Source organism: Pinirhizobacter sp. (assembly GCF_036499745.1).
GTDB lineage: Bacteria > Pseudomonadota > Gammaproteobacteria > Xanthomonadales > Rhodanobacteraceae > Pinirhizobacter.
Map to the genome: position 1 here is coordinate 43,239 of NZ_DASYDG010000032.1, position 18,971 is coordinate 62,209.

Sequence of the window (18,971 nt, forward strand, 5' to 3'; positions counted from 1 at the left end):
GAGAACGGCCCGGGTTCGCACCCGGGCCGTTTTTTTGCGGCCACTACATCTGGCCGCGGCACTCCTTCGCCCAGGCACGAGCCTCGGCAATGAGAAAATGCAAGGCATCGGCGTGCGTGGACATCGACAAGCCGGCATAGCGACGATTGAGCACGACGTCGCCCCGGTCGATGAGTGAAAATCCGTCTTCGAACAACTCCACGTCGAATCCGCGCACGCGCGCGATCCGCCCCTGGATCGTTTCTGAACGTGTCATGTTTACCCTCTCCCCACGTGCATCCTGCACTGCAAGGCGGTGTGAGGCAAGTGATGATCGGGCGATGCCCACGCGCCCTCGGCGCCTGCCCGCTATTTTCAGCCTGCGCCAGGGGCAGATCGTGGAGCCGACGGCTGATTTTCGGCCGAATCCTACATTTACGCATCTCGCGGGACGGATAGAATCCATGCACGACGTGGCTCGCCAAATGCGGCGGTCACCTCAACACCGTTTCGCAGCAGGACGCCTTGCCATGATCATCGATCCGATCCCTCCGCGCAGCAATATGCCGTTTCATTTTGAACCCGCCGTTACGGGCATACAGGGTCGGCCCATTCCATGGTGTTGCGAGCGACTGACGAAGCTCGAAACGACAACCGCGCGCATCGACGCCGACGTATCGCAGCTAAAGACGGACGTATCGCAGCTAAAGACTGATGTATCGCAACTCAAGGTCGATATGGCCGGTGTCAAGGAACGGCTGCTGCACATGCCCACCACGTCTCAACTGCTGGTCTGGGGCATCGGCGCTGCCGCCCTTGTCATTGGCGCACTTTGGAGAATCGTCGCCGCACTTCTTGAGGCGCAGAATGCGGCACTTGCCGCCCAGCTCGCCAAAGCGATCGCGTACTGAGGGCCTGGGATGAACGCCAGAACCTAGTACCAAAGTGCTATCGACGCGCCCTGTCGCGTCTGTTCTGATTGCGAAGGAACTACTGGAAGTCCAGGTTAGCGGCAGGCTGACTGATTTCCTCCGTCAAGGAGATCTCATGTCACACGACGCCAAGCCGCCGTCACCCGAGCGACGCAAACTATTAAGTGCTGCGGCAGTAACCTTCGCCGCGGCCCCGTTCGGCATGCTCGGACTTACCGGGAGGACCATTGCCATGGGCAGTACTGCAAAACAAACCACCAGTCATGGCGCCGCCATCACCCCATTCCAGATCCATGTTCCGGATGCCGAACTTGTCGATCTGCGCAAGCGCATAAACGCAACACGATGGCCCAGTCGCGAAACGGTATCGGATACGTCGCAAGGCGTTCAGTTGGCAACAATGAAGGCGCTGGCGAGCTATTGGGTGAAAGACTACGACTGGCGCAAGGTCGAGGCGAGGTTGAACGCCCTGCCGCAGTTCACCACCGAAATCGATGGACTGGACATCCATTTCATCCATGTCCGTTCGAAGGAAAAGAATGCCCTGCCCCTTATCGTGACGCACGGATGGCCCGGATCGATCATCGAGCAGCTGAAGATCATCGATCCGCTGACCAATCCCACCGCACACGGGGCGAGTGCATCAGACGCGTTCGACATAGTGATTCCTTCATTGCCAGGCTACGGGTTCTCAGGCAAACCCACCGCCCCTGGCTGGGAGCCGGTTCGCATCGCCCGCGCCTGGATTACATTGATGCATCGCCTGGGCTATCAACGCTTTGTAGCGCAAGGTGGCGATTGGGGTGATCCGGTCACCGAACAGATGGCAGTGCTGGCCCCGTCGGATGTCATGGGCATCCACCTGAACATGCCCTCCGCTGTACCGGCTTCGATCAGCAAAGCGCTGAACACAGGTGGTCCGCCGCCGGCCGGACTCTCACCCGACGAACGACACGCGTACGAGCAGCTTGATTTCTTCTACAAGACCGGGCTCGGCTATGCCAACGAGATGAGGCTCCGGCCCCAGACCTTGTACGCCATCGAGGATTCGCCCGTTGGCCTTGCGGCCTGGATGATCGATCACGATGCACGCAGCTACGAGTTGATAGCACGCGTGTTCGACGGCAAGCCCGAAGGCCTTTCAAAGGACGACATCCTGGACAACATCACCCTGTATTGGGTGACCAGTACCGCGATCTCGTCGGCTCGTCTTTATTGGGAGAACAAGCTTGCGTTCTTCGCCCCGCAGGGCGTCACCGTGCCTGTTGCGGTCAGCGCCTTTCCCGACGAGCTCTATCAGGCGCCGCAGAGTTGGGCCAAGGCCGCCTTCCCCAAGCTCGTCCACTACAACCGGTTGCCCAAGGGAGGGCACTTCGCTGCCTGGGAGCAGCCGGCGCTATTGTCGGAGGAGGTCCGCGCGGGATTCAGGTCGTTGCGCTGAAACCCTTACTACGCATGGTGGGCCGTGATGGATTCGAACCATCGACCAACGGATTAAAAGTCCGCTGCTCTACCAACTGAGCTAACGGCCCGGAGCGATAGCCCGATAGTTTAACTGGTTGGGTTCGCTAGTCACAACACGTAGCGGGTGGGATCAGGTAGCCCCGCAGCCTCGAAGCCCTGGCGGCGCAGCCGGCAGGCGTCGCAATGGCCGCAGGCACGGCCCTGTGCATCGGCCTGGTAGCAGCTCACCGTCTGGCTGAAGTCGATACCCAGGCGCGTACCCTCGCGGGCGATGTCAGCCTTGCTCATGGCCATCAGCGGGGCGTGGATGGTCATCCGGTGGCCTTCCACCCCGGCCTTGGTGGCGATGTTAGCCAGGGCCTGGAACGAATCGATGAAGGCGGGGCGGCAGTCGGGGTAACCTGAATAATCCACCGCATTGACGCCGCAGAAGATGTCGATGGAGCCGAGCACTTCGGCCCACCCGAGCGCAATGGAAAGCATGATGGTGTTGCGGGCCGGCACGTAGGTCACCGGGATGCCCTCCCCGCCCTCTTCCGGCACGTCGATATCCGCAGTGAGCGCTGAGCCACCGATGCTGCGCAGGTCCACTGTCACCGTCTTGTGCGCAGCGGCGCCAAGCATGCCGGACACGCGGGCGGCGGCGGCGAGTTCGGAATTGTGGCGCTGGCCGTAGGCCACGCTCAGGGCGAATACTTCAAAACCCTGCTCCCGGGCCAGGGAAATGGTGACGGCTGAATCCATGCCGCCGGATACCAGCACCACGGCGCGGGGTTGATTCACTTCATTCATCAGTCGACTCGATCAGTGGCCCGCGGCGTCGTTCCATAACAGCTTGTGCAGCTGCATCTGGAAACGCACCGGCAGGCGTTCGGCCAGGATCCACTCAGCGAGTTCGCGGGGATCTACCTTGCCGTGGACGGGGGAGAAAAGCACCATGCAGGTGCGGTCGATCGCATGCTCGGCGACGACATCACGCGACCATTCGAAATCGCCACGGCTGGCGATGACGAACTTCACCTGGTCGTGGGGCAACAGGTGAGCCAGGTTCGACCACAGGTTGCGCGCGCTCTCGCCGGAATCGGGCGGTTTGAGGTCCATCACTTTGCGCACGCGTGCGTCCACCGCCGATACATCCAGTGCGCCTGAGGTTTCCAGCGACACCTCATAGCCGGCGTCGCAAAGCTTCTTGAGCAATACCAGGCAGCGCTTCTGTGCCAGCGGCTCGCCGCCGGTCACGCATACGTGTCGCGCGCCATGGCTTGCCACCTCGGCGAGGATGGCATCGATGTCGTGCCATTGGCCGCCATGGAAGGAATATTCGGTATCGCACCACACGCAGCGCAGCGGGCACCCGGTAAGGCGCACAAATACCGTGGGCCAGCCGATGGCATCGGCTTCACCCTGGATGGAGTGGAAGATCTCGGTGATGCGCAGGCGGTCGGCCCGGTGGGCCACCACGTTCGCCACGGGGGCCTCGGCGTTCATCGCTATGGGCCCGTTAGTTCGCCGGCTGCTGCATGCGGCGCAGCCGTTCGGCGGCAAGGCTCGCGGCCTTGGAGCCGGGATACTTCACTGACACCGATTTGAGCGTGGCCACCGCTTCGTTCTGCTGCTTGAGCAGCTGCTGGCAATAGCCCATCTTCAGCAGTGCATCGGGCGCTTTCTCGCTGGTGGGCCAATGGCCGACCAGGCGCTTGAAGGCTTCCAGCGCGACGGAATAGTTGGTGGCACCGTAGTACGACTCACCCAGCCAGTAGTAGGCATTGGGTGCCAGCGGGCTATCCGGGTACCTGGTGAGAAAATCCTTGAAACCCTTGGCCGACGTGGCGAAGTCACCGCCGCGCAAGGCAGTGAAGGCCGCGTTGTACGCCGTCTGCTGGGCGGGGTCGACCGCCTTCGGGGCGGGCGCCTTGGCGGCAGCAGCCGGTGCAGCGCTACGGCCGCCTACGGGGGCGATCGAGGCTGGCTGTGGGGGTGGGGCCATCATGTCATCGGTCGTGCTGTCGGCGGATGCCGGCGTGGGTGTGGTAGCGGCCGACGCCGCTCCGGTGCCCGCGCCAGGTGCGCCTGCAGGCGCAGCGGCCGGACGGTTGCCCTCAAGACGCCCCAAGCGGGTGTCGAGGTCCACGTACTGGCTCTTGCCGGTATCTTGCATGGTCTGCAGCTGGTGCTGCAGTTCTTCGATCTTGCCCTGCAGCTGGGCGTTCTGCTGCTGCAGTTCGGAAATCTGGTTGACCGTGCTTGCATTGGCCTGGTTGGCCTGCGCCTGTTGTTCAAGGCGGCTGACGCGCTCGGCCAGGGATAGACGCGTGTCTTGCGCCTGCACGGGTGAAACACAGCCAAACAACGTGGCGGCCATGAGGGCCGCCACGCTGCATGTGGCCAGGTAGTTCCTGGACAACACCATCATTACTTCGCGGTGTATTCGATCTCAACGCGACGGTTCTTCGACCAGCAGTCTTCGTTGTGCTCGCGGCAGGTCGGATCTTCCTTGCCCTTCGAGACGACGGTGACCTGGCCCGACTGGCCAGCCAGCACGCCCTGGACAGCATTGCCACGGCGCTCGCCGAGGCCCAGGTTGTACTCGCGGGTGCCGCGCTCGTCGGTGTTGCCGGTCAGACGGATCTGGGCCGACGGACGATCACGCAGGTACTTGGCGTGGCAGGCGAGGAAAGCCTGGTATTCCGGCTTCACTTCGTTGCTGTCGAAGTCGAAGTACACGGTGCGCTGGCGCAGGCAGTCGACGGTATCGAGCGACTCCGGCGTGTAAGCACCTTCGGTGGCCGGGGGGGCGGTCTGCATCGACTCTGCCGGCGGCGGCGGCGGCGGAGTCTTGACAGCCTTCTTCGAGCAAGCGGCCACCGCGCCAACGCAGAACAGGGCGACGAGGGTGACGCGAACGGTCTTATTCATGGGACGTTCCTTCAACAGTTTGGGATCCGACAGTCGGTTTCTTCTTTTTGGGACAGGCTCGCCGGTGGTCCGGCTGTTGTTTTTAAAGCTGGCGCTGGCGAGGCGCTGTCCCGCACCCCTGCCCACGCTTTCGCAGATGACCTTCTAAAGCCAACCGCCAAATTCTCTCATGGCAAAGGCGCGGAATTCCGCGCCTGCCGTGTATCCCGCCCCGTCGCGCCTGGCGCGCCTTGGGCGTCAACGCTGCCGGTAAGGTCCCCAAGACGGTTCGCGGACATCGCCATCCGACAGAACCAGGCGCTGGCGCACCAGGCCATCGGCCGATACCGCATACAACACACCGCGGGTTCCCTGCGATGCAGCATAAAGAAGCATCCCGGCGTTTGGCGCGAAGCTGGGCGAATCGTCGATGTTACCCGGCGAAACGTAGCGCACCTGACCGCCAGGACTACGATCCATGATGGCAATACGATACACGTTCCCGTTGCCCTGCACCATGGCAATCTGCTTGCCGTCGTAGCTGACCGAAGCGCTGGCGTTGAAACCACCGCTGAAGGTGATGCGCTGGGCGTCTCCGCCGGCCACCGAGGTCTGGTAAAGCTGCGGTTTGCCGGAGCGGTCGGAGGTGAAGATGATCGACTGGCCATCCGGGGTGAATACGGGCTCCGTGTCGATCGATACATTGTTGGTGACCCGGCGCTCCTGACGGGAGGCGACATCGATCACGAAGATCTCCGGATTGCCCACGTAGGACAGGGAAACAGCGATCTTGCTGCCGTCCGGCGACCACGCCGGCGCGCTGTTGATGCCGCGGGGGTGCGAGGCGAGCAAGGTGCGCGAACCGGTACCGATGTCCTGTACGTATACGGCCGAATTGCCGCTTTCGAAGGATACGTAAGCGATCTTGCGGCCGTCCGGCGACCAGGCTGGCGACAGCAGGGATTCCTTTGAGCGCGCCACGACCTGCGGATTGTAGCCATCGGAATCGGCCACGATCAGCGAATAGGCGGCGTTGCGACCCAGGCCCACGGCCGTGACATAGGCGATGCGGGTCCAGAAGGCGCCACGGACGCCGGTGATCTTTTCATAGATCTGGTCGGCAATCTGGTGGGCCACGCCGCGCAGGTCACCCGCCGGGGCGGTAAAGGCCTGGGCCAGCAGGCTCTGCTGGCGGTTGACATCCCACAGTTCGTATTCCACCCGCAGCATGCCGCCGCCGGCATCGACGATGCGGCCGACGGTGATGTAATTCTGCTTGAGCAGGCGCCAGGTGGCGAACTGGATGTCCGCACCCTTCGAAGGCATCTCGACGATGTCTTTCTTGTCCAGGGCGCGGAATTTGCCCGAGCGGTTGAAGTCGGCCCGCATGACGTCGGCGACATCGGTGGGCAGCGGGGTACCCTCGGCCTGGGCGAACGGCACCACGGCGATCGGGGTGGCAGACTTCAAACCCTGGGTGATGTCGACATTGAGCGACTGGGCCGCCACGGGGCCCGCCACGAAGGCGGCTGCGGCGGCAAGGACGAAGGCGAGGAGATGGGTCAGTTTTCGCATGGGCGGGATCATTGCGGCCTGAAGGTGATGGTTATGTCACGCTGGAAGACGGTTTCGAAGCCCTGGTAGGGCAAGGGCTTGGCGGCCAGCACGGCGTTTTCGACGGATTGGCGACCGGCAGCATCGTACGGGCAACTGGAATCCACGCTGACGCTGAGAACATCGCCGCCCGGGATCTGGGTGACGTGCACCTTGCAGGAGGTCCCGGACTGGACCGTATCGGGCTGGATCCAGTGCTGGGTCACCGCATTCTGGATGGCGGCCTGGTAGCGACCCACGAGCCCGGTATCGGCGCCGTTGGTGCCGGTCTGCTTCTGGTCGGCGTTGGGCAGGTCCGGCAGGGCGTCGTTGGAGGCGTTTTTGAGCTCCTGGGCCTTGTCCTGGGCCTGCTTCTTGGACGCGTCGGCCTTCTTGGTCGCGGCCTGCGCCGCGTCCAGCTTGTTGAAGAGCTCGTCGATTTCCTTCTGCTTCTTGGCCTTGGCGGCCTGGGCGTCGAGCTCGGCCTGCTGCTGCTTCTGCTTTTCTTCCTGGAGCTTCTTGGCGTCCTCGGCCTTCTGCAGGGCGTCCTCGACCACCTTTTCCTGATCCTTCAGGTCCGGCTGCTTCGGCGGCGGCGGGAGTTCGCGATCAGGCGGCTTGACCGGCGGCGGCGGAGTGGGCGGTGGCGGTGTGGGCGGCGGCGGGGTTGCGTCCTTGACGGGTTTTGTCTTGGCAACCTTCGGCGGCGGCGATCCGGTGGGGCCGATCAGGATGGCTTTGATGATCTGGCCGGGCAGCTCGATCGGCCGTTCGCAGGTGATCGGGTTCCACGACGCAGGCAAGCCCAGCATGTCGAAGAAGCCGGCGTAACGCGAGCACGGCAGGATCGCCAGGAACAGGAAGGCGACGATGCCCAGGTGCAGGATGGCGGCAAGGACCACCGCCTTGGGCGTGCCCTTAGGGTTTTCCATTCTTCCCGCCCGACTGCGGCTGGCTCATCAGTCCAATGTTGGAGACACCGGCAGTCTGCAGGATCGGTAGGATCTCGTAGAACTTGCCGTACGGCACGCGCTCATCGCCGGCGATCAACACCTGCAACTCCGGGTTGGCATCGTGGAAGGCGGTGATCTTGGTGCGCAGGCCGTCGATGTCGGTGGGCTGCCGCTTGGTGCCCTCGAAGGTGAGGTATAGCTGGCCGCCCTCGTCCACTGAAATGACGACCGGGTCTTTCTTGTCCTTGAGGGATTTGGCTTCCGTCTGCGGCAGCTGGATGTCCACCCCGAGGTTCATCATCGGCGTGGTGACCATGAAGATAATCAGCAGCACGAGCATGACGTCGATGTAAGGCACGACGTTGATCTCGGACTTCAGCTTTCGTTTGACCCGCTTGGTTGCATGGCGCATAGGGTTATCGGCTCCCGCCGGCTCAGGCCAGGTCGTCGGAAGACTGGATCTGCCGCTGCAGCACGGATGAGAATTCTTCCTGGAAGACCTCGTAGCGCGAGGCGATGCGCTCGACCTTGTTGGCGTAGCGGTTGTAGGCCCACACCGCGGGAATGGCGGCGAACAGGCCCATGGCCGTGGCGATCAATGCCTCGGAGATGTGCGGGGCCACCACGGCAATGGTGACGTCCTTCATTTCCCCCAAGCCCTGGAAGGCGCCCATGATGCCCCAGACGGTGCCGAACAGGCCCACGTAGGGGCTGATGGAACCGACATTGGCGAGGAATTCCAGGTTCTGTTCCAGCTTGCCGATTTCGCGGGTACCAGCCACGCGCATGGCACGCTCGGCGCCCTCGACCACGCGGACAGGATCGCCGCCGCGGCTCTTGCGCTGGCGGGCGAACTCGCGGAAACCGGCTTCGAAGACGTTGTCCAGGCCGTGGGCGTGATCGCCGCGGGCACTCACCTCGCGGTACAGGCCGGCAAGGTCCGCGCCCGACCAGAAGCGCTCCTCGAAGCTCTCGGCATTGTCGTGGGCGACTTTCATCTGCGAGTACTTGCGGATGATGATCACCCAGGAAAGGAACGAGAACACCAGCAGCAACAACATGACCAGCTGCACGGGAATGCTGGCATCGGTGACCAGCTTGAATACGTTCAGTCCACCGTTCATCGGATCAGGTCTCTCCAGCGGGTGCAACGACAAGGGAATGGGGAAATAGATCGGGGGGAATCGCTACCGGCCGCATGGAGGCAAGCTCCACACAGGCGACCCGGACCGTGGCGCGCAGTAGCGGCGTCCCGTCGATCCGGTGAATCTCCTGGGCGAAAAGAATACTGGCTGAACGACGCTGTTTGACCGCCACCGTGACCAGCAGTTCATCATCCAGTCGGGCCGGGCGGAGGAAATCCAGGGTCATTTCCCTCACCACGAAGGCAAGACCGGTGTCCTGGCTGAGGCGAATCTGGTCCATGCCAGCGGCCCGAAGGAACTCGGTACGACCCCGTTCCAGGAAGCGGACGTAGCTGGCGTGGTAGACCACGCCACCGGCGTCGGTATCTTCCCAGTAGATGCGGACCGGCCACGAAAATGCGCCGTTCATGCCTCGTCGCTGCCAAAAAGGTCCGGCGCCTGCGGCTGCCGTGGCGGCGGCGTCAGGCCCAGGTGCCGCCACGCCCTGGCGCTGGCCATGCGGCCCCGGGCGGTGCGGATCAGGAAGCCCTGCTGGATAAGATACGGCTCAACCACGTCTTCAAGCGTGCCACGGTCTTCCGAGAGGGCCGCGGCCAGCGACTCCACGCCCACCGGGCCACCCTCGAAGTTGTTGATGATGATGTGCAGCAGGCGGCGGTCGAGATCGTCGAAGCCCTCCTGGTCCACCTGGAGCATGTCCATGGCTGCGCGTGCTGCCAGGTGGGTGATGATGCCGTCGCCTCGCACTTCAGCGAAATCCCGTACCCGGCGAAGCAGCCGGTTGGCGATGCGCGGTGTACCACGCGAACGGCGGGCGATCTCCACCGCCCCTTCCAGCGCGCATTCGATACTGAGGATGCGCGCGGCACGGCGGACGATAGCGGTGAGTTCGTCCACGTCGTAGAACTGCAGCCGCTGGATGATGCCGAAACGGTCACGCAGCGGCCCGGTAAGCAGGCCTGCGCGTGTGGTCGCCCCGATCAGGGTGAAGGGGGGCAGATCGAGCTTGATCGAGCGGGCCGCGGGGCCTTCGCCGATCATGATGTCGATCTGGAAATCCTCCATCGCCGGATACAGCACTTCCTCCACCACGGGGGAAAGGCGGTGGATTTCATCCACGAACAGCACGTCGTTGGGTTCAAGGTTGGTCAGCAGGGCTGCGAGGTCGCCTGCCCGCTCCAGCACAGGGCCGGACGTGCTGCGCAGTTTCACACCCAGCTCATTTGCGATCACATGGGAAAGGGTAGTTTTGCCCAGTCCAGGCGGCCCGAAGATCAGCGTATGGTCAAGCGCCCCAACCCGCCGCCGCGCCGCCTCGATATAGATCGACATCTGCTCACGTACCGCCTGCTGCCCGAGATACTCGGACAGTCGCTTCGGGCGGATCGAGGCCTCGAGGGCCTCGTCGTCCATGGCGGCAGCGGCAGTGACGATGCGGTCGGTCATCGCCGTATTATGGCATTAACAAGGGTATTCCCTCGCCAATTGGGTATTTGCGCGGCGCAGGGACATCCAATCGCTCCGATCCACGTGACCCAGGCAAGATCCCCTACCGAGCGCGTCTCGCCAGGTCAACCGGTTCCGGAACCGATCACCCTATACGCCCAGTTTCGCCGAGATGGCGCTTATCAGCTTGCCGTAATAGCCGTTTTCGTAAGGCTTCAGATCCAGTTCCATGATGCCGGCACGTACACGTTTATATGTCTGGAAATCCTTTATATCGCCACTCTCTTTGTATCTATTATCCGCGGCGTGGATGAATTCAGCGCGTGTGGGCGGATGGACGTAGCCTTTGTGCTCGAGTTCGGATTGATGCCTGAAAACCCATTCCGATACATCGCGCGAGTCCATGATGGAGTCATCGACCTCGCCCAGAAGTTCATAGCGTTCAATAATTTCTTCAGCGTCGAAGAAATCAATATTCTCCCTGTCGTCCAGATTGGCAGTGACGTCCTTTATGACATCTTCAAAGATGTCGGCGAGTTCCTTGTACCTGGAGGGAAGAACGGTATTGACTCCAGCGGATCGACCCAGGAGTTTTATACATATATCGTGTTCTGTATCAAAAAACTTGTCTTGCCCTGCACCGAAGTTGTATCTGCTTGACGTGCCAAATTCCCTGTCGGAACAGATATCGCTTGCCATTTCTCCCAGGCACCTGACCTTTGAATATGCCAAGGAAAAGTCGTCATGGCGATGGCGCCCCCAGCACCCATCAAACGCCGTGGCGATTTCCTTGGTGGTCGTGGAAAAGGGTTTGGCGTTGGCCCCGGCCAATGGACTTGCCAATAGGGCGAAAACCAGCGTCGACGCTGGATTCCTGGCAGCCGCGCTGGCCATGCTGGCCACCGCACCCTGGGACACGGTGAAAAGATTGCTCAAAAAACTTTTATTGGCGTTGCTTTGCGGCTTCAGGTTCTCTTCAAAAGCTTTTATTTGGCACTGATGACCAAGCACATCCCATTGCAAAGCGGCATTCGGAAGCAAGCTACCCAGATTCATGTTTATGTCCTGTCCAATGGCTGTACGGTTGCCACCGGCGAACGGCGATGACGTGGCCATCTTAGCCATGCCCTCCGGGAAAGACTTTCAATATCGGGTCATGCTGTAAAGGCTCCCCTACACGGCTGTCGAGCCCGTGGGTCCAGGAAAAACCCGACCTGACTAGATCTCCACCTGCGCACCCAATTCGATCAACCGGTTGCCGGGGATCTGGAAAAACGCCGTCGCAGGAAGCGCATTGCGCGCCATGAATGCAAATAGCTTGTCGCGCCACAACGCCATGCCAGGCCGACGGACATCGGCGACGATGGTCTCGCGGGACAGGAAGAAGGTGGTGTCCATCAGGTCGAAGCCCAGGCCCTTGGCCTGGCAGCGCTGCAGGGCGAGCGGGATGTTCGGATCCTCGGCAAAACCGAAGCGCACCTGCAGGCCGTAGAAGCCACCGCCCATGTCCACGATGTCCAGGCGCTCGTCGTTGTCGGCCACCGGTGTTTCCAGCACGTCGACGGTGAGCATCACGTTGCGCTCGTGCAGCACCTTGTTGTGCTTGAGGTTATGCAGCATGGCGTGCGGTACGGAATTCTGGTTGGCGGTGAGGAATACCGCCGTGCCCGGCACGCGCAGCGGCGGGTGCTCGGCAATATTCTCGATAAAGGGCGCCAGGGCCAGGCCGGACTGCTTGATCTCGCGTACTACCAGGTCTCGGCCACGGCGCCAGGTGGTCATCATGGTGAAGATAACCACGCCCAGCACCAGCGGGAACCAGCCGCCATGGGCGATCTTCAGCGCATTGGCGCCGAAGAAGGAAAGGTCGGTGATGAGGAAGATGATGCCGACGGAAATCACAGCGGCCCAGTTCCAGTTCCAGCGCTTGCGCGCCACCACCAGGGCCAGCATGGTGGTCATGGTCATGGTGCCGGTGACGGCAATGCCATAGGCCGCGCCCAGGTTGCTGGATGAGCGGAAACCCACCACCGCCAGCAATACCAGCACCAGCAACAGCCGGTTGATCCACGGCAGGAAGATCTGCCCGGACATCTCGCGTGAGGTGTGCTTGACCGCCATGCGCGGGGAATACCCCAGCTGCATGGCCTCGCGGGTCATCGAAAATGCGCCGGAGATCACCGCCTGTGAGGCGATCAGCGCCGCCATGGAGGACAACACCACCATTGGGTACAACAGGCTTTCCGGCACCAGCTTGTAGAACGGGTTTTCGATGGCCCTCTGGTCGTGCAGCAGCAACGCACCCTGGCCGAAGTAGTTGATCAGCAGCGACGGCAGCACGAAGAAGAACCACGACACGCGGATCGAACGCTTGCCGAAATGGCCCATGTCGGCATAGAGCGCCTCGGCGCCGGTGAGCGCCAGCACCACGCCGCCCAGCGCGATGAAGGCGCCGCGGCCATGCGACTGGAAGAATTCCACCGCATACCACGGGTTCAGTGCCAACAGCACCTGGGGATGGGCGATGATCTGCCGCGCGCCCAGTACGGCCAGCACGATGAACCAGGTGATCATCACCGGCGCGAAGGCCCGGCCCACCAGGTGCGTGCCGTGGCGCTGGATGCCGAACAGCAACAGGATGATCCCCACGCAGATCGGGATGATGTAGGTACTGAGCCCGGGCGCTGCGATTTCCAGGCCCTCCACCGCCGAGAGCACCGACATCGCCGGGGTGATCACGCCATCACCGTAGAACAGCGAAGCTCCGAAAATACCGATCGCCGCCAGTACCCAGCGGGCCCGCGAATGACCCACCATGCTGCGCTGGGCCAGCGCCATCAGTGCCATGATGCCGCCTTCGCCCTTGTTGTCCGCACGCATCACGAAGGTCACGTACTTCAGTGACACCACCATGATCAGCGACCAGAAAATCAGCGAAAGCACGCCCAGTACCGCGACAGGTTCCGGCTGCATGCCATGCATGCCGAGGGTTTCCTTCATCGCGTACAGCGGGCTGGTGCCGATATCGCCGAAGACGACACCAACGGCACCCGCCGCGAGCACGGCCAGCGAATGGCGTTGGGTTTCGTTGGTTTGCACGATCAATTCCCCAGCGCGGCGCGTAGCGCCTTGCGGATGATAGCCTCGGCGTCATCGCCGTCGGCAGCGGTTTTCTGCACCAGGCGCGATACTTCCACTGGCTTGTAGCCCAGTTGCAGTAGAGCCACGGTGGCTTCGCCGGCGGCATCGAGCGGTGCGCCGGATGGCATTGAGCCGTTGGCTGGAAGGGTCATACCGTTGGCGTCCACGCGATCGCGCAGTTCCACCACGATGCGTTCGGCAGTCTTCTTGCCGATGCCAGGGATTTTTGTCAGCGCTACCACGTCGCCGGCAAGCACTAGGCGGGAGAACTGGTCGGTGGATACGCCCGAAAGTACCGCCAGCGCGATCTTGGCGCCGATGCCGGACACTTTAAGCAGGTTCCGGAACAACGCGCGCTCGTGCTCGTGCATGAAGCCGTACAACGCGACGGAGTCTTCCTTCACCGCATGATGGGTAAGGAGTGTCACTTCCTTGCCCGTGGCCGGAAGCTCGTAGATGGTGGACATCGGAGCGTCCACCTCGTATCCCACGCCGCCGACATCGATCAGCAGGCTGGGCGGCTGTTTGGTTACCAGGATGCCGCGTAAACGTCCGATCATCGGCGCCGCCTCCATGCGGTGCGGGGAATACCCAGCCGCTCGATGCTCGAGCGGGTGTGGGCGTGGGTCACGGCGATCGCCAGGGCATCGGCGGCGTCCGCCTGGATGGGCCCCTTGATCGACAACAGGATGCCGATCATGTGTTGCACCTGGCTTTTGTCGGCGCGTCCACCGCCGACGACTGCCTGCTTTACTTCACTGGCCGCATATTCGTGCACGACGATCCCCTGGTTGACCAGTGCGCAAATGGCAGCGCCGCGCGCCTGGCCCAGTTTAAGTGCCGAATCGGGATTGCGGGCCATGAAGACACGCTCGATCGAGGCCTCGGTAGGCTGGTGCGTGCCCACGATAGCTTGCAGTTCGTCGAAAATTCGTTTCAGCCGCAGTGGAAAGGTGGCTTCGCCGGCCACGGCCAAGGCGCCATGGAACACATGGCGAAGGCTGCCGTCGTCGGTGACGTCAATTATCCCCACGCCCGTGCGTTGGCTGCCCGGGTCGATGCCGATGATGCGCGTCATGGTGTTGGCGGTCGATGCGGGTGGGTGGGCCACCCGCGACGCTTCAGCCTTCGACCGGCGCTGAGAGCGCGGCGTTGTGATAGATCTCATGGACATCGTCGAGTTCTTCGAGCCAATCGATGAGGTCTCGCAGGGTTTCTTCCACTTCCGCAGGAACGGCCACGCGATTGGCCGGACGCATGACCAGGTCCGAGCTTTCCGCCTTCAGGCCCGCAGCTTTCAGGCCTTCCTCGACAGCATGGTAGTGCTCCCCGGCGCACAGCACGGTGCTCATGCCGCCTTCGTTCACCACGTCATCCGCGCCGGCCTCGAGCGCGGCCTCGAGGATCTTCTCTTCCTGCGCGGCATCCCCACCCGTGGCAAAGACGATTTCGCCGGTGCGGGCGAACTGGAAGGACACCGAGCCGTTGGTGCCGAGGTTGCCGCCGTGCTTGGTGAGCGCGTGGCGCACATCGGCCACCGCGCGCGTGGTGTTGTCGGTGACGCAGTCGATGATGATGGCCACGCCGCCGGGGCCGTAGCCCTCGTAGCGCACTTCCTGCATATCGGCGCCGCCGTCGGCACCCGAGCCGCGCTTGATCGCGCGCTCGATGGTGTCCCTGGTCATGTTGGCCGACAACGCCTTGTCCACGGCCGAACGCAGGCGCGGATTACCGGCGGGGTCGGTCACACCCGAGCGTGCCGCGACGGTGATTTCGCGGATCAGCTTGGTGAACACCTTGGCGCGCTTGGCGTCTTCGGCGTTCTTGCGACCTTCGATGGACGGGCCTCTACCCATGGGATGTTCCTGCGTGCTGCAAGGTGGCGAAGGCGGGGATTTTACTCCAAAACGTGCATCCGGCGCCCCGGCCTACCCCGCCGCAGCGGGGGCGGCCATGAAACGGCCGTCGCGCAGGAAGGCCGCGGCCTGCCGTGCCACCTCGGCGGACATGAGTAGCCCGGTATGGGTGGTTTCCACCAGGCAATGGTCGGCCAGGCCTGGCAGGCGGGTTTCGGCCACCGCCACGGAACCGTCATGTTCGTCGGCGAGTTCGCCCACCACCGAACCCAGGCCCATGGGCAGATAGCCGGCCACCATGCCGACCGCGCGCGGCCCGTCCCAGCTCTCAAAGCCGTGCTCGAGCAATTCGCGGGCATTGCCCAGCAGGCGGTCGCCGCCCCAATGGCTGATCAGGCCACGCGCGGCGGCGCTGCCGGCGAGCGGCGATCCCAGGCAGACGATGCGCCCGTCCGGCAGGTCGGTATCCATGCAGGCCAGCAGCGCCAGCATGCCGCCAAGGCTGTGCCCTACCAGATGCACCGGGCCCGGCGCCAGTTCGCGCATCTTCCGCTGCAAACGGACGATGGCTCGCCCGGGTGTGCCGGCCACGCTCATGTATTCGAAGCGATGGACCTGGAAGCCTTGCTCGATCAGGCGGCGGCGCAACAGGCCCATGGCGAAGGCACGCATCCACAGTCCATGCAGCAGGATGACGTGCTCGGTCGCCACCAGCCGCTATCCCTTGCCCGGTGCGTCAGCCACACGCACGTGCAGTTCCTTCAGCTGGGCCAGGGCCACCGGCGACGGGGCATCGGTCATGAGGTCCTGGGCGCTGGTGGTCTTCGGGAAGGCGATGACATCGCGGATCGATTCGGTACCGCCCATCAGCGCGGCGATGCGGTCGATGCCGAAGGCCAGGCCACCGTGGGGAGGCGCACCGAACTTCAGTGCCTTGAGCAGGAAACCAAACTTGGCCTCCGCTTCTTCGGCACTGATGCCCAACAGGCCAAACACGGCGCTCTGCATCTCCGGACGATGAATACGGATCGAACCGCCGCCGATCTCGTTGCCGTTCATGACCATGTCGTAGCCGCGGCTGACCGCGGTGGCGGCGTTGGCGCGGAGGTCTTCGATGTCATCGACCTTCGGTGCGGTGAACGGATGATGCAGCGCCACGAAGCGCTGTTCCTCCGCGTCGTATTCGAACATCGGGAAATCGGTGACCCAAAGCGGCTTCCAGCCTTCGGCGACGAAGCCACGGTCACGGCCGACTTTCAGGCGTACCTGGCCCATGAAGTCGGTGACCGTCTTCCAGGAGCCTGCGCCGAAGAACAGCATGTCGCCGGTGTCGGCGCCGGTGAGTTCGAACAGCGATGAGAGCGCGGTGTCGTCGAGGAACTTGGCCACCGGCGAGGCGATGCCTTCGCGGCCTTTGGATTTGTCTTCCACGCGCAGCCAGGCCAGGCCCTTGGCGCCGTACTTGCCGGCGTGCTCGGTGAGCTGGTCGATGTCCTTGCGGGTCATGGTGGCACCGCCGGGCACGCGGAAGGCGGCGACGCGGCCTTGCGGATCGTTCGCGGGGCCTGCAAACACCTGGAACTCCACGTGCTTCACCGCGCTGGCAACGTCGATGAGTTCCAGCGGGTTGCGCAGGTCTGGTTTGTCCGAACCGAAGCGCTGCATGGCCTCGGCCCAGGTCATGCGCGGGAACGACGCATCCAGTTCAACGTTGATGACGTCCATGAACACGTGGCGGATGAGCGCCTCGACGAAATCCTGCACGTCGCGTTCTTCGACGAAGGCAAATTCAAGGTCAAGCTGGGTAAATTCCGGCTGGCGGTCGGCGCGGAGGTCTTCGTCGCGAAAGCAGCGGGCGATCTGATAGTACCGATCGAATCCGGCCATCATCAGGATCTGCTTGAACAACTGTGGCGACTGCGGCAGCGCGTAGAACTGGCCCGGATGCACACGGCTGGGCACCAGGTAATCGCGCGCACCCTCGGGCGTGGCCTTGGTCAGGATCGGCGTTTCGATGTCCTGGAAACCGGCATCGTCAAGGTAGCGGCGCAGCGAGCGCACCAGCGCGATGCGCGTGCGCATGATCTTCTGCATCTCGGGCCGGCGAAGGTCCAGGTAGCGGTAAGTCATGCGCATGTCTTCGTTGGGGCTCTCATGCAGGGCGAAGGGGAGATCCTTCGCTGCATTGAGCACCTCGACGGTATCGGCCACGAGCTCTACCGTGCCGGTGCGCAGCTTGTCGTTCGCGGCGATGCGCTTGCGCACGGAGCCGGTAACACGGATGCAGTATTCGTAGCCCAGTTCACCGGCTACTTTGAATCCGGCCTCGTTGTTCCGCTCGATCACCACCTGGGCGATGCCCTCGTGATCGCGCAGGTCCACGAAGGCCACGTGGCTTTGCAGGCGAAGCGTATTGACCCAGCCACACAGGGTGACTTCCTGGCCTACGAGGGTCTCGTCGATGAGACCACAAAAGTGCGTACGCATGCGCTGCTGGCTCCGGGCCGCCGATGGCCATGATTCGGGTGGAAAAGACCCCGAATTCTAGCATGCGGCCCGAAGCCGGCCGCGATCAGCGGCCGCGCTGGATCGCGAAGCGGCCTCGGCAGCCGCCATTGACCCAGATGCCATCGCGATTGGTGCCCCAGTTACGGCCCTGGATGCAACGGGTGTCCGAATCGTTGTTGACGATGGCCACGCGTGCACCGCGAAGATCGATCGGACAGACCTTGTAGCGGTTGTCCTCGCTACCGCAGACCACGACCTGGTCGCGTGCGGGGGGACGACCGCCACCCCACCCGGGACCGCCCGGTCGGCCGCCGGCCTCGGCGAACTGACCCCGGCAACCTCGGTCGACCCAGATGGCTCCGCGCTCGAAGCCCCAGGTGCGGCCCCGGTCACAGCGGGTGTCGGAGTCCTGCTTCACCAGCTGGGCGTCGCGCCAGGGCACGCTGCAGCGGGCGTATTTGCCGTCGACGCTGCCGCAGGTAACCGCGCCGCCCCGGTGTTGCGCCTGGGCCGGCGCTGCCATGAACATCGATCCCGCCACCAAACCCAAGGTGGCCGCAAGGCCCCATGCACGCGCTTTCATCGTCCTAACTCCTTGCCATGCCGGCGCGGCTGCGCCCGTGGAGCAAGATCTTGCACGTTCCGCATGAACGAAGGAATACGCGACCGACGGCAGGCGCAAGATTGATTCAGCCACCAGCGGGTCAGTCGGCGCTGGCGGCCTTCGGAGGGACGGCGGCAGGCTTTGGGGCGTCTACCTTCGGAGCGTCCGCTTTGGGGGCATCGGCCTTGGGCGCATCAACCTTGCCTTCACCGGCCAGATTGCGCTTTTTGTCCCCGTCTTTCTTGAAGTCGGTTTCATACCAGCCGCTGCCGGCCAGGCGAAAACCCGGGGCGCTAAGCATTCTCCCCACGCGCGGCTCGCCGCAGGTGGGACACACGGTGGGGTCGGCGTCGGAGAGCTTCTGCAGGCGCTCGAAGCGGTGGCCGCAGGCCTGGCACTGAAATTCGTAGATGGGCATGGGGCATGGTTACCTGGTCGCAGCCGCTGATTATAGC

Annotated in this window: 22 protein-coding genes and 1 tRNA gene; 2 read left to right on the forward strand and 21 right to left on the reverse strand. The window is 63.1% G+C overall.

Annotation, left to right across the window (positions count from 1 at the left end; all coding sequences use genetic code 11):
- Positions 1-43: 43 nt before the first annotated feature.
- Positions 44-256: a hypothetical protein gene (locus VGM61_RS12465; RefSeq protein WP_331523150.1), complete on the reverse strand. Its 213-nt coding sequence runs from the start codon at positions 254-256 to the stop codon at positions 44-46.
- 253 nt (positions 257-509) lie between these two features.
- Between VGM61_RS12465 and VGM61_RS12470 the strand changes: the two genes are divergently transcribed.
- Positions 510-890 (forward strand): hypothetical protein, encoded by a 381-nt coding sequence (locus VGM61_RS12470; RefSeq protein WP_331523151.1) that lies wholly within the window; start codon positions 510-512, stop codon positions 888-890.
- A 136-nt stretch (positions 891-1,026) separates the two neighbouring features.
- Positions 1,027-2,352 (forward strand): epoxide hydrolase, encoded by a 1,326-nt coding sequence (locus VGM61_RS12475; protein ID WP_331523152.1) that lies wholly within the window; start codon positions 1,027-1,029, stop codon positions 2,350-2,352.
- Positions 2,353-2,367: 15 nt separating this feature from the next.
- Here the strand turns inward: VGM61_RS12475 and VGM61_RS12480 are convergent.
- The 20 genes from VGM61_RS12480 to VGM61_RS12575 all read right to left on the reverse strand — a co-directional run bounded on the left by VGM61_RS12480 (position 2,368) and on the right by VGM61_RS12575 (position 18,934).
- Positions 2,368-2,443: transfer RNA gene (locus VGM61_RS12480), tRNA-Lys, on the reverse strand.
- Between the two features lie 40 nt (positions 2,444-2,483).
- Complete coding sequence (gene queC / locus VGM61_RS12485) at positions 2,484-3,167, reverse strand: 7-cyano-7-deazaguanine synthase QueC (protein ID WP_331523153.1); 684 nt, start codon at positions 3,165-3,167, stop codon at positions 2,484-2,486.
- A gap of 12 nt (positions 3,168-3,179) precedes the next feature.
- On the reverse strand, positions 3,180-3,863 hold the full coding sequence (queE, locus tag VGM61_RS12490) for a 7-carboxy-7-deazaguanine synthase QueE (protein WP_331523154.1): 684 nt from the start codon (positions 3,861-3,863) through the stop codon (positions 3,180-3,182).
- A 13-nt stretch (positions 3,864-3,876) separates the two neighbouring features.
- On the reverse strand, positions 3,877-4,737 hold the full coding sequence (gene ybgF / locus VGM61_RS12495; RefSeq protein ID WP_331523155.1) for a tol-pal system protein YbgF: 861 nt from the start codon (positions 4,735-4,737) through the stop codon (positions 3,877-3,879).
- A gap of 50 nt (positions 4,738-4,787) precedes the next feature.
- On the reverse strand, positions 4,788-5,291 hold the full coding sequence (locus VGM61_RS12500) for an OmpA family protein (RefSeq protein WP_331523156.1): 504 nt from the start codon (positions 5,289-5,291) through the stop codon (positions 4,788-4,790).
- Positions 5,292-5,528: 237 nt separating this feature from the next.
- A complete protein-coding gene (tolB, locus tag VGM61_RS12505) occupies positions 5,529-6,857 on the reverse strand; it encodes a Tol-Pal system beta propeller repeat protein TolB (RefSeq protein ID WP_414694869.1) in 1,329 nt (442 codons plus the stop codon).
- On the reverse strand, positions 6,854-7,795 hold the full coding sequence (gene tolA / locus VGM61_RS12510) for a cell envelope integrity protein TolA (protein WP_331523158.1): 942 nt from the start codon (positions 7,793-7,795) through the stop codon (positions 6,854-6,856). Before tolA ends, tolB begins: the two co-directional genes overlap by 4 nt.
- Positions 7,782-8,228 carry a protein TolR gene (gene tolR / locus VGM61_RS12515; RefSeq protein WP_331523159.1) on the reverse strand — a complete coding sequence of 149 codons (447 nt, stop codon included), beginning with the start codon at positions 8,226-8,228 and terminating at the stop codon, positions 7,782-7,784. Before tolR ends, tolA begins: the two co-directional genes overlap by 14 nt.
- A 22-nt stretch (positions 8,229-8,250) precedes the next feature.
- The gene (tolQ, locus tag VGM61_RS12520; protein ID WP_331523160.1) at positions 8,251-8,940 is read right to left on the reverse strand and encodes a protein TolQ; all 690 of its coding nucleotides are present in this window, start codon (positions 8,938-8,940) and stop codon (positions 8,251-8,253) included.
- Positions 8,941-8,944: 4 nt separating this feature from the next.
- Complete coding sequence (gene ybgC, locus VGM61_RS12525) at positions 8,945-9,370, reverse strand: tol-pal system-associated acyl-CoA thioesterase (RefSeq protein ID WP_331523161.1); 426 nt, start codon at positions 9,368-9,370, stop codon at positions 8,945-8,947.
- A complete protein-coding gene (ruvB, locus tag VGM61_RS12530) occupies positions 9,367-10,407 on the reverse strand; it encodes a Holliday junction branch migration DNA helicase RuvB (protein ID WP_331523162.1) in 1,041 nt (346 codons plus the stop codon). The genes ybgC and ruvB overlap by 4 nt, the downstream gene beginning before the upstream one ends.
- Positions 10,408-10,557: 150 nt before the next feature.
- Positions 10,558-11,463: a hypothetical protein gene (locus VGM61_RS12535; RefSeq protein WP_331523163.1), complete on the reverse strand. Its 906-nt coding sequence runs from the start codon at positions 11,461-11,463 to the stop codon at positions 10,558-10,560.
- A 162-nt stretch (positions 11,464-11,625) separates the two neighbouring features.
- On the reverse strand, positions 11,626-13,506 hold the full coding sequence (locus VGM61_RS12540; RefSeq protein ID WP_331523164.1) for a potassium transporter Kup: 1,881 nt from the start codon (positions 13,504-13,506) through the stop codon (positions 11,626-11,628).
- Positions 13,507-13,508: 2 nt separating this feature from the next.
- Entirely contained in the window at positions 13,509-14,108 is a 600-nt protein-coding gene (ruvA, locus tag VGM61_RS12545) for a Holliday junction branch migration protein RuvA (protein ID WP_331523165.1), read from the reverse strand.
- Positions 14,105-14,626, reverse strand: coding sequence for a crossover junction endodeoxyribonuclease RuvC (gene ruvC, locus VGM61_RS12550; RefSeq protein ID WP_331523166.1), 522 nt, complete (start codon positions 14,624-14,626; stop codon positions 14,105-14,107). The genes ruvA and ruvC overlap by 4 nt, the downstream gene beginning before the upstream one ends.
- A 43-nt stretch (positions 14,627-14,669) precedes the next feature.
- Positions 14,670-15,404 (reverse strand): YebC/PmpR family DNA-binding transcriptional regulator, encoded by a 735-nt coding sequence (locus VGM61_RS12555; protein WP_331523167.1) that lies wholly within the window; start codon positions 15,402-15,404, stop codon positions 14,670-14,672.
- 72 nt (positions 15,405-15,476) lie between these two features.
- Positions 15,477-16,115 carry an esterase/lipase family protein gene (locus VGM61_RS12560; RefSeq protein WP_331523168.1) on the reverse strand — a complete coding sequence of 213 codons (639 nt, stop codon included), beginning with the start codon at positions 16,113-16,115 and terminating at the stop codon, positions 15,477-15,479.
- Positions 16,116-16,121: 6 nt separating this feature from the next.
- On the reverse strand, positions 16,122-17,891 hold the full coding sequence (gene aspS / locus VGM61_RS12565; RefSeq protein ID WP_331523169.1) for an aspartate--tRNA ligase: 1,770 nt from the start codon (positions 17,889-17,891) through the stop codon (positions 16,122-16,124).
- Between the two features lie 85 nt (positions 17,892-17,976).
- Positions 17,977-18,495 carry a DUF3011 domain-containing protein gene (locus VGM61_RS12570; protein ID WP_331523170.1) on the reverse strand — a complete coding sequence of 173 codons (519 nt, stop codon included), beginning with the start codon at positions 18,493-18,495 and terminating at the stop codon, positions 17,977-17,979.
- A gap of 121 nt (positions 18,496-18,616) precedes the next feature.
- The gene (locus tag VGM61_RS12575) at positions 18,617-18,934 is read right to left on the reverse strand and encodes a zinc ribbon domain-containing protein (RefSeq protein WP_331523171.1); all 318 of its coding nucleotides are present in this window, start codon (positions 18,932-18,934) and stop codon (positions 18,617-18,619) included.
- Between the last annotated feature and the right edge of the window lie 37 nt (positions 18,935-18,971).

Bases quoted from the DNA above. Each gene is read 5' to 3' on its own strand.
- VGM61_RS12465 (WP_331523150.1), bottom strand. From the start codon at position 256: ATGACACGTTCAGAAACGATCCAGGGGCGGATCGCGCGCGTGCGCGGA.
- VGM61_RS12570 (WP_331523170.1), bottom strand. From the start codon at position 18,495: ATGAAAGCGCGTGCATGGGGCCTTGCGGCCACCTTGGGTTTGGTGGCG.
- ruvA (WP_331523165.1), bottom strand. From the start codon at position 14,108: ATGATCGGACGTTTACGCGGCATCCTGGTAACCAAACAGCCGCCCAGC.
- tolR (WP_331523159.1), bottom strand. From the start codon at position 8,228: ATGCGCCATGCAACCAAGCGGGTCAAACGAAAGCTGAAGTCCGAGATC.
- tolQ (WP_331523160.1), bottom strand. From the start codon at position 8,940: ATGAACGGTGGACTGAACGTATTCAAGCTGGTCACCGATGCCAGCATT.
- ruvC (WP_331523166.1), bottom strand. From the start codon at position 14,626: ATGACGCGCATCATCGGCATCGACCCGGGCAGCCAACGCACGGGCGTG.
- VGM61_RS12470 (WP_331523151.1), top strand. From the start codon at position 510: ATGATCATCGATCCGATCCCTCCGCGCAGCAATATGCCGTTTCATTTT.
- VGM61_RS12500 (WP_331523156.1), bottom strand. From the start codon at position 5,291: ATGAATAAGACCGTTCGCGTCACCCTCGTCGCCCTGTTCTGCGTTGGC.
- aspS (WP_331523169.1), bottom strand. From the start codon at position 17,891: ATGCGTACGCACTTTTGTGGTCTCATCGACGAGACCCTCGTAGGCCAG.
- ybgC (WP_331523161.1), bottom strand. From the start codon at position 9,370: ATGAACGGCGCATTTTCGTGGCCGGTCCGCATCTACTGGGAAGATACC.
- queC (WP_331523153.1), bottom strand. From the start codon at position 3,167: ATGAATGAAGTGAATCAACCCCGCGCCGTGGTGCTGGTATCCGGCGGC.
- ruvB (WP_331523162.1), bottom strand. From the start codon at position 10,407: ATGACCGACCGCATCGTCACTGCCGCTGCCGCCATGGACGACGAGGCC.
- VGM61_RS12555 (WP_331523167.1), bottom strand. From the start codon at position 15,404: ATGGGTAGAGGCCCGTCCATCGAAGGTCGCAAGAACGCCGAAGACGCC.
- tolA (WP_331523158.1), bottom strand. From the start codon at position 7,795: ATGGAAAACCCTAAGGGCACGCCCAAGGCGGTGGTCCTTGCCGCCATC.
- tolB (WP_414694869.1), bottom strand. From the start codon at position 6,857: ATGATCCCGCCCATGCGAAAACTGACCCATCTCCTCGCCTTCGTCCTT.
- queE (WP_331523154.1), bottom strand. From the start codon at position 3,863: ATGAACGCCGAGGCCCCCGTGGCGAACGTGGTGGCCCACCGGGCCGAC.
- VGM61_RS12575 (WP_331523171.1), bottom strand. From the start codon at position 18,934: ATGCCCATCTACGAATTTCAGTGCCAGGCCTGCGGCCACCGCTTCGAG.
- VGM61_RS12535 (WP_331523163.1), bottom strand. From the start codon at position 11,463: ATGAATCTGGGTAGCTTGCTTCCGAATGCCGCTTTGCAATGGGATGTG.
- VGM61_RS12475 (WP_331523152.1), top strand. From the start codon at position 1,027: ATGTCACACGACGCCAAGCCGCCGTCACCCGAGCGACGCAAACTATTA.
- ybgF (WP_331523155.1), bottom strand. From the start codon at position 4,737: ATGGCCGCCACGTTGTTTGGCTGTGTTTCACCCGTGCAGGCGCAAGAC.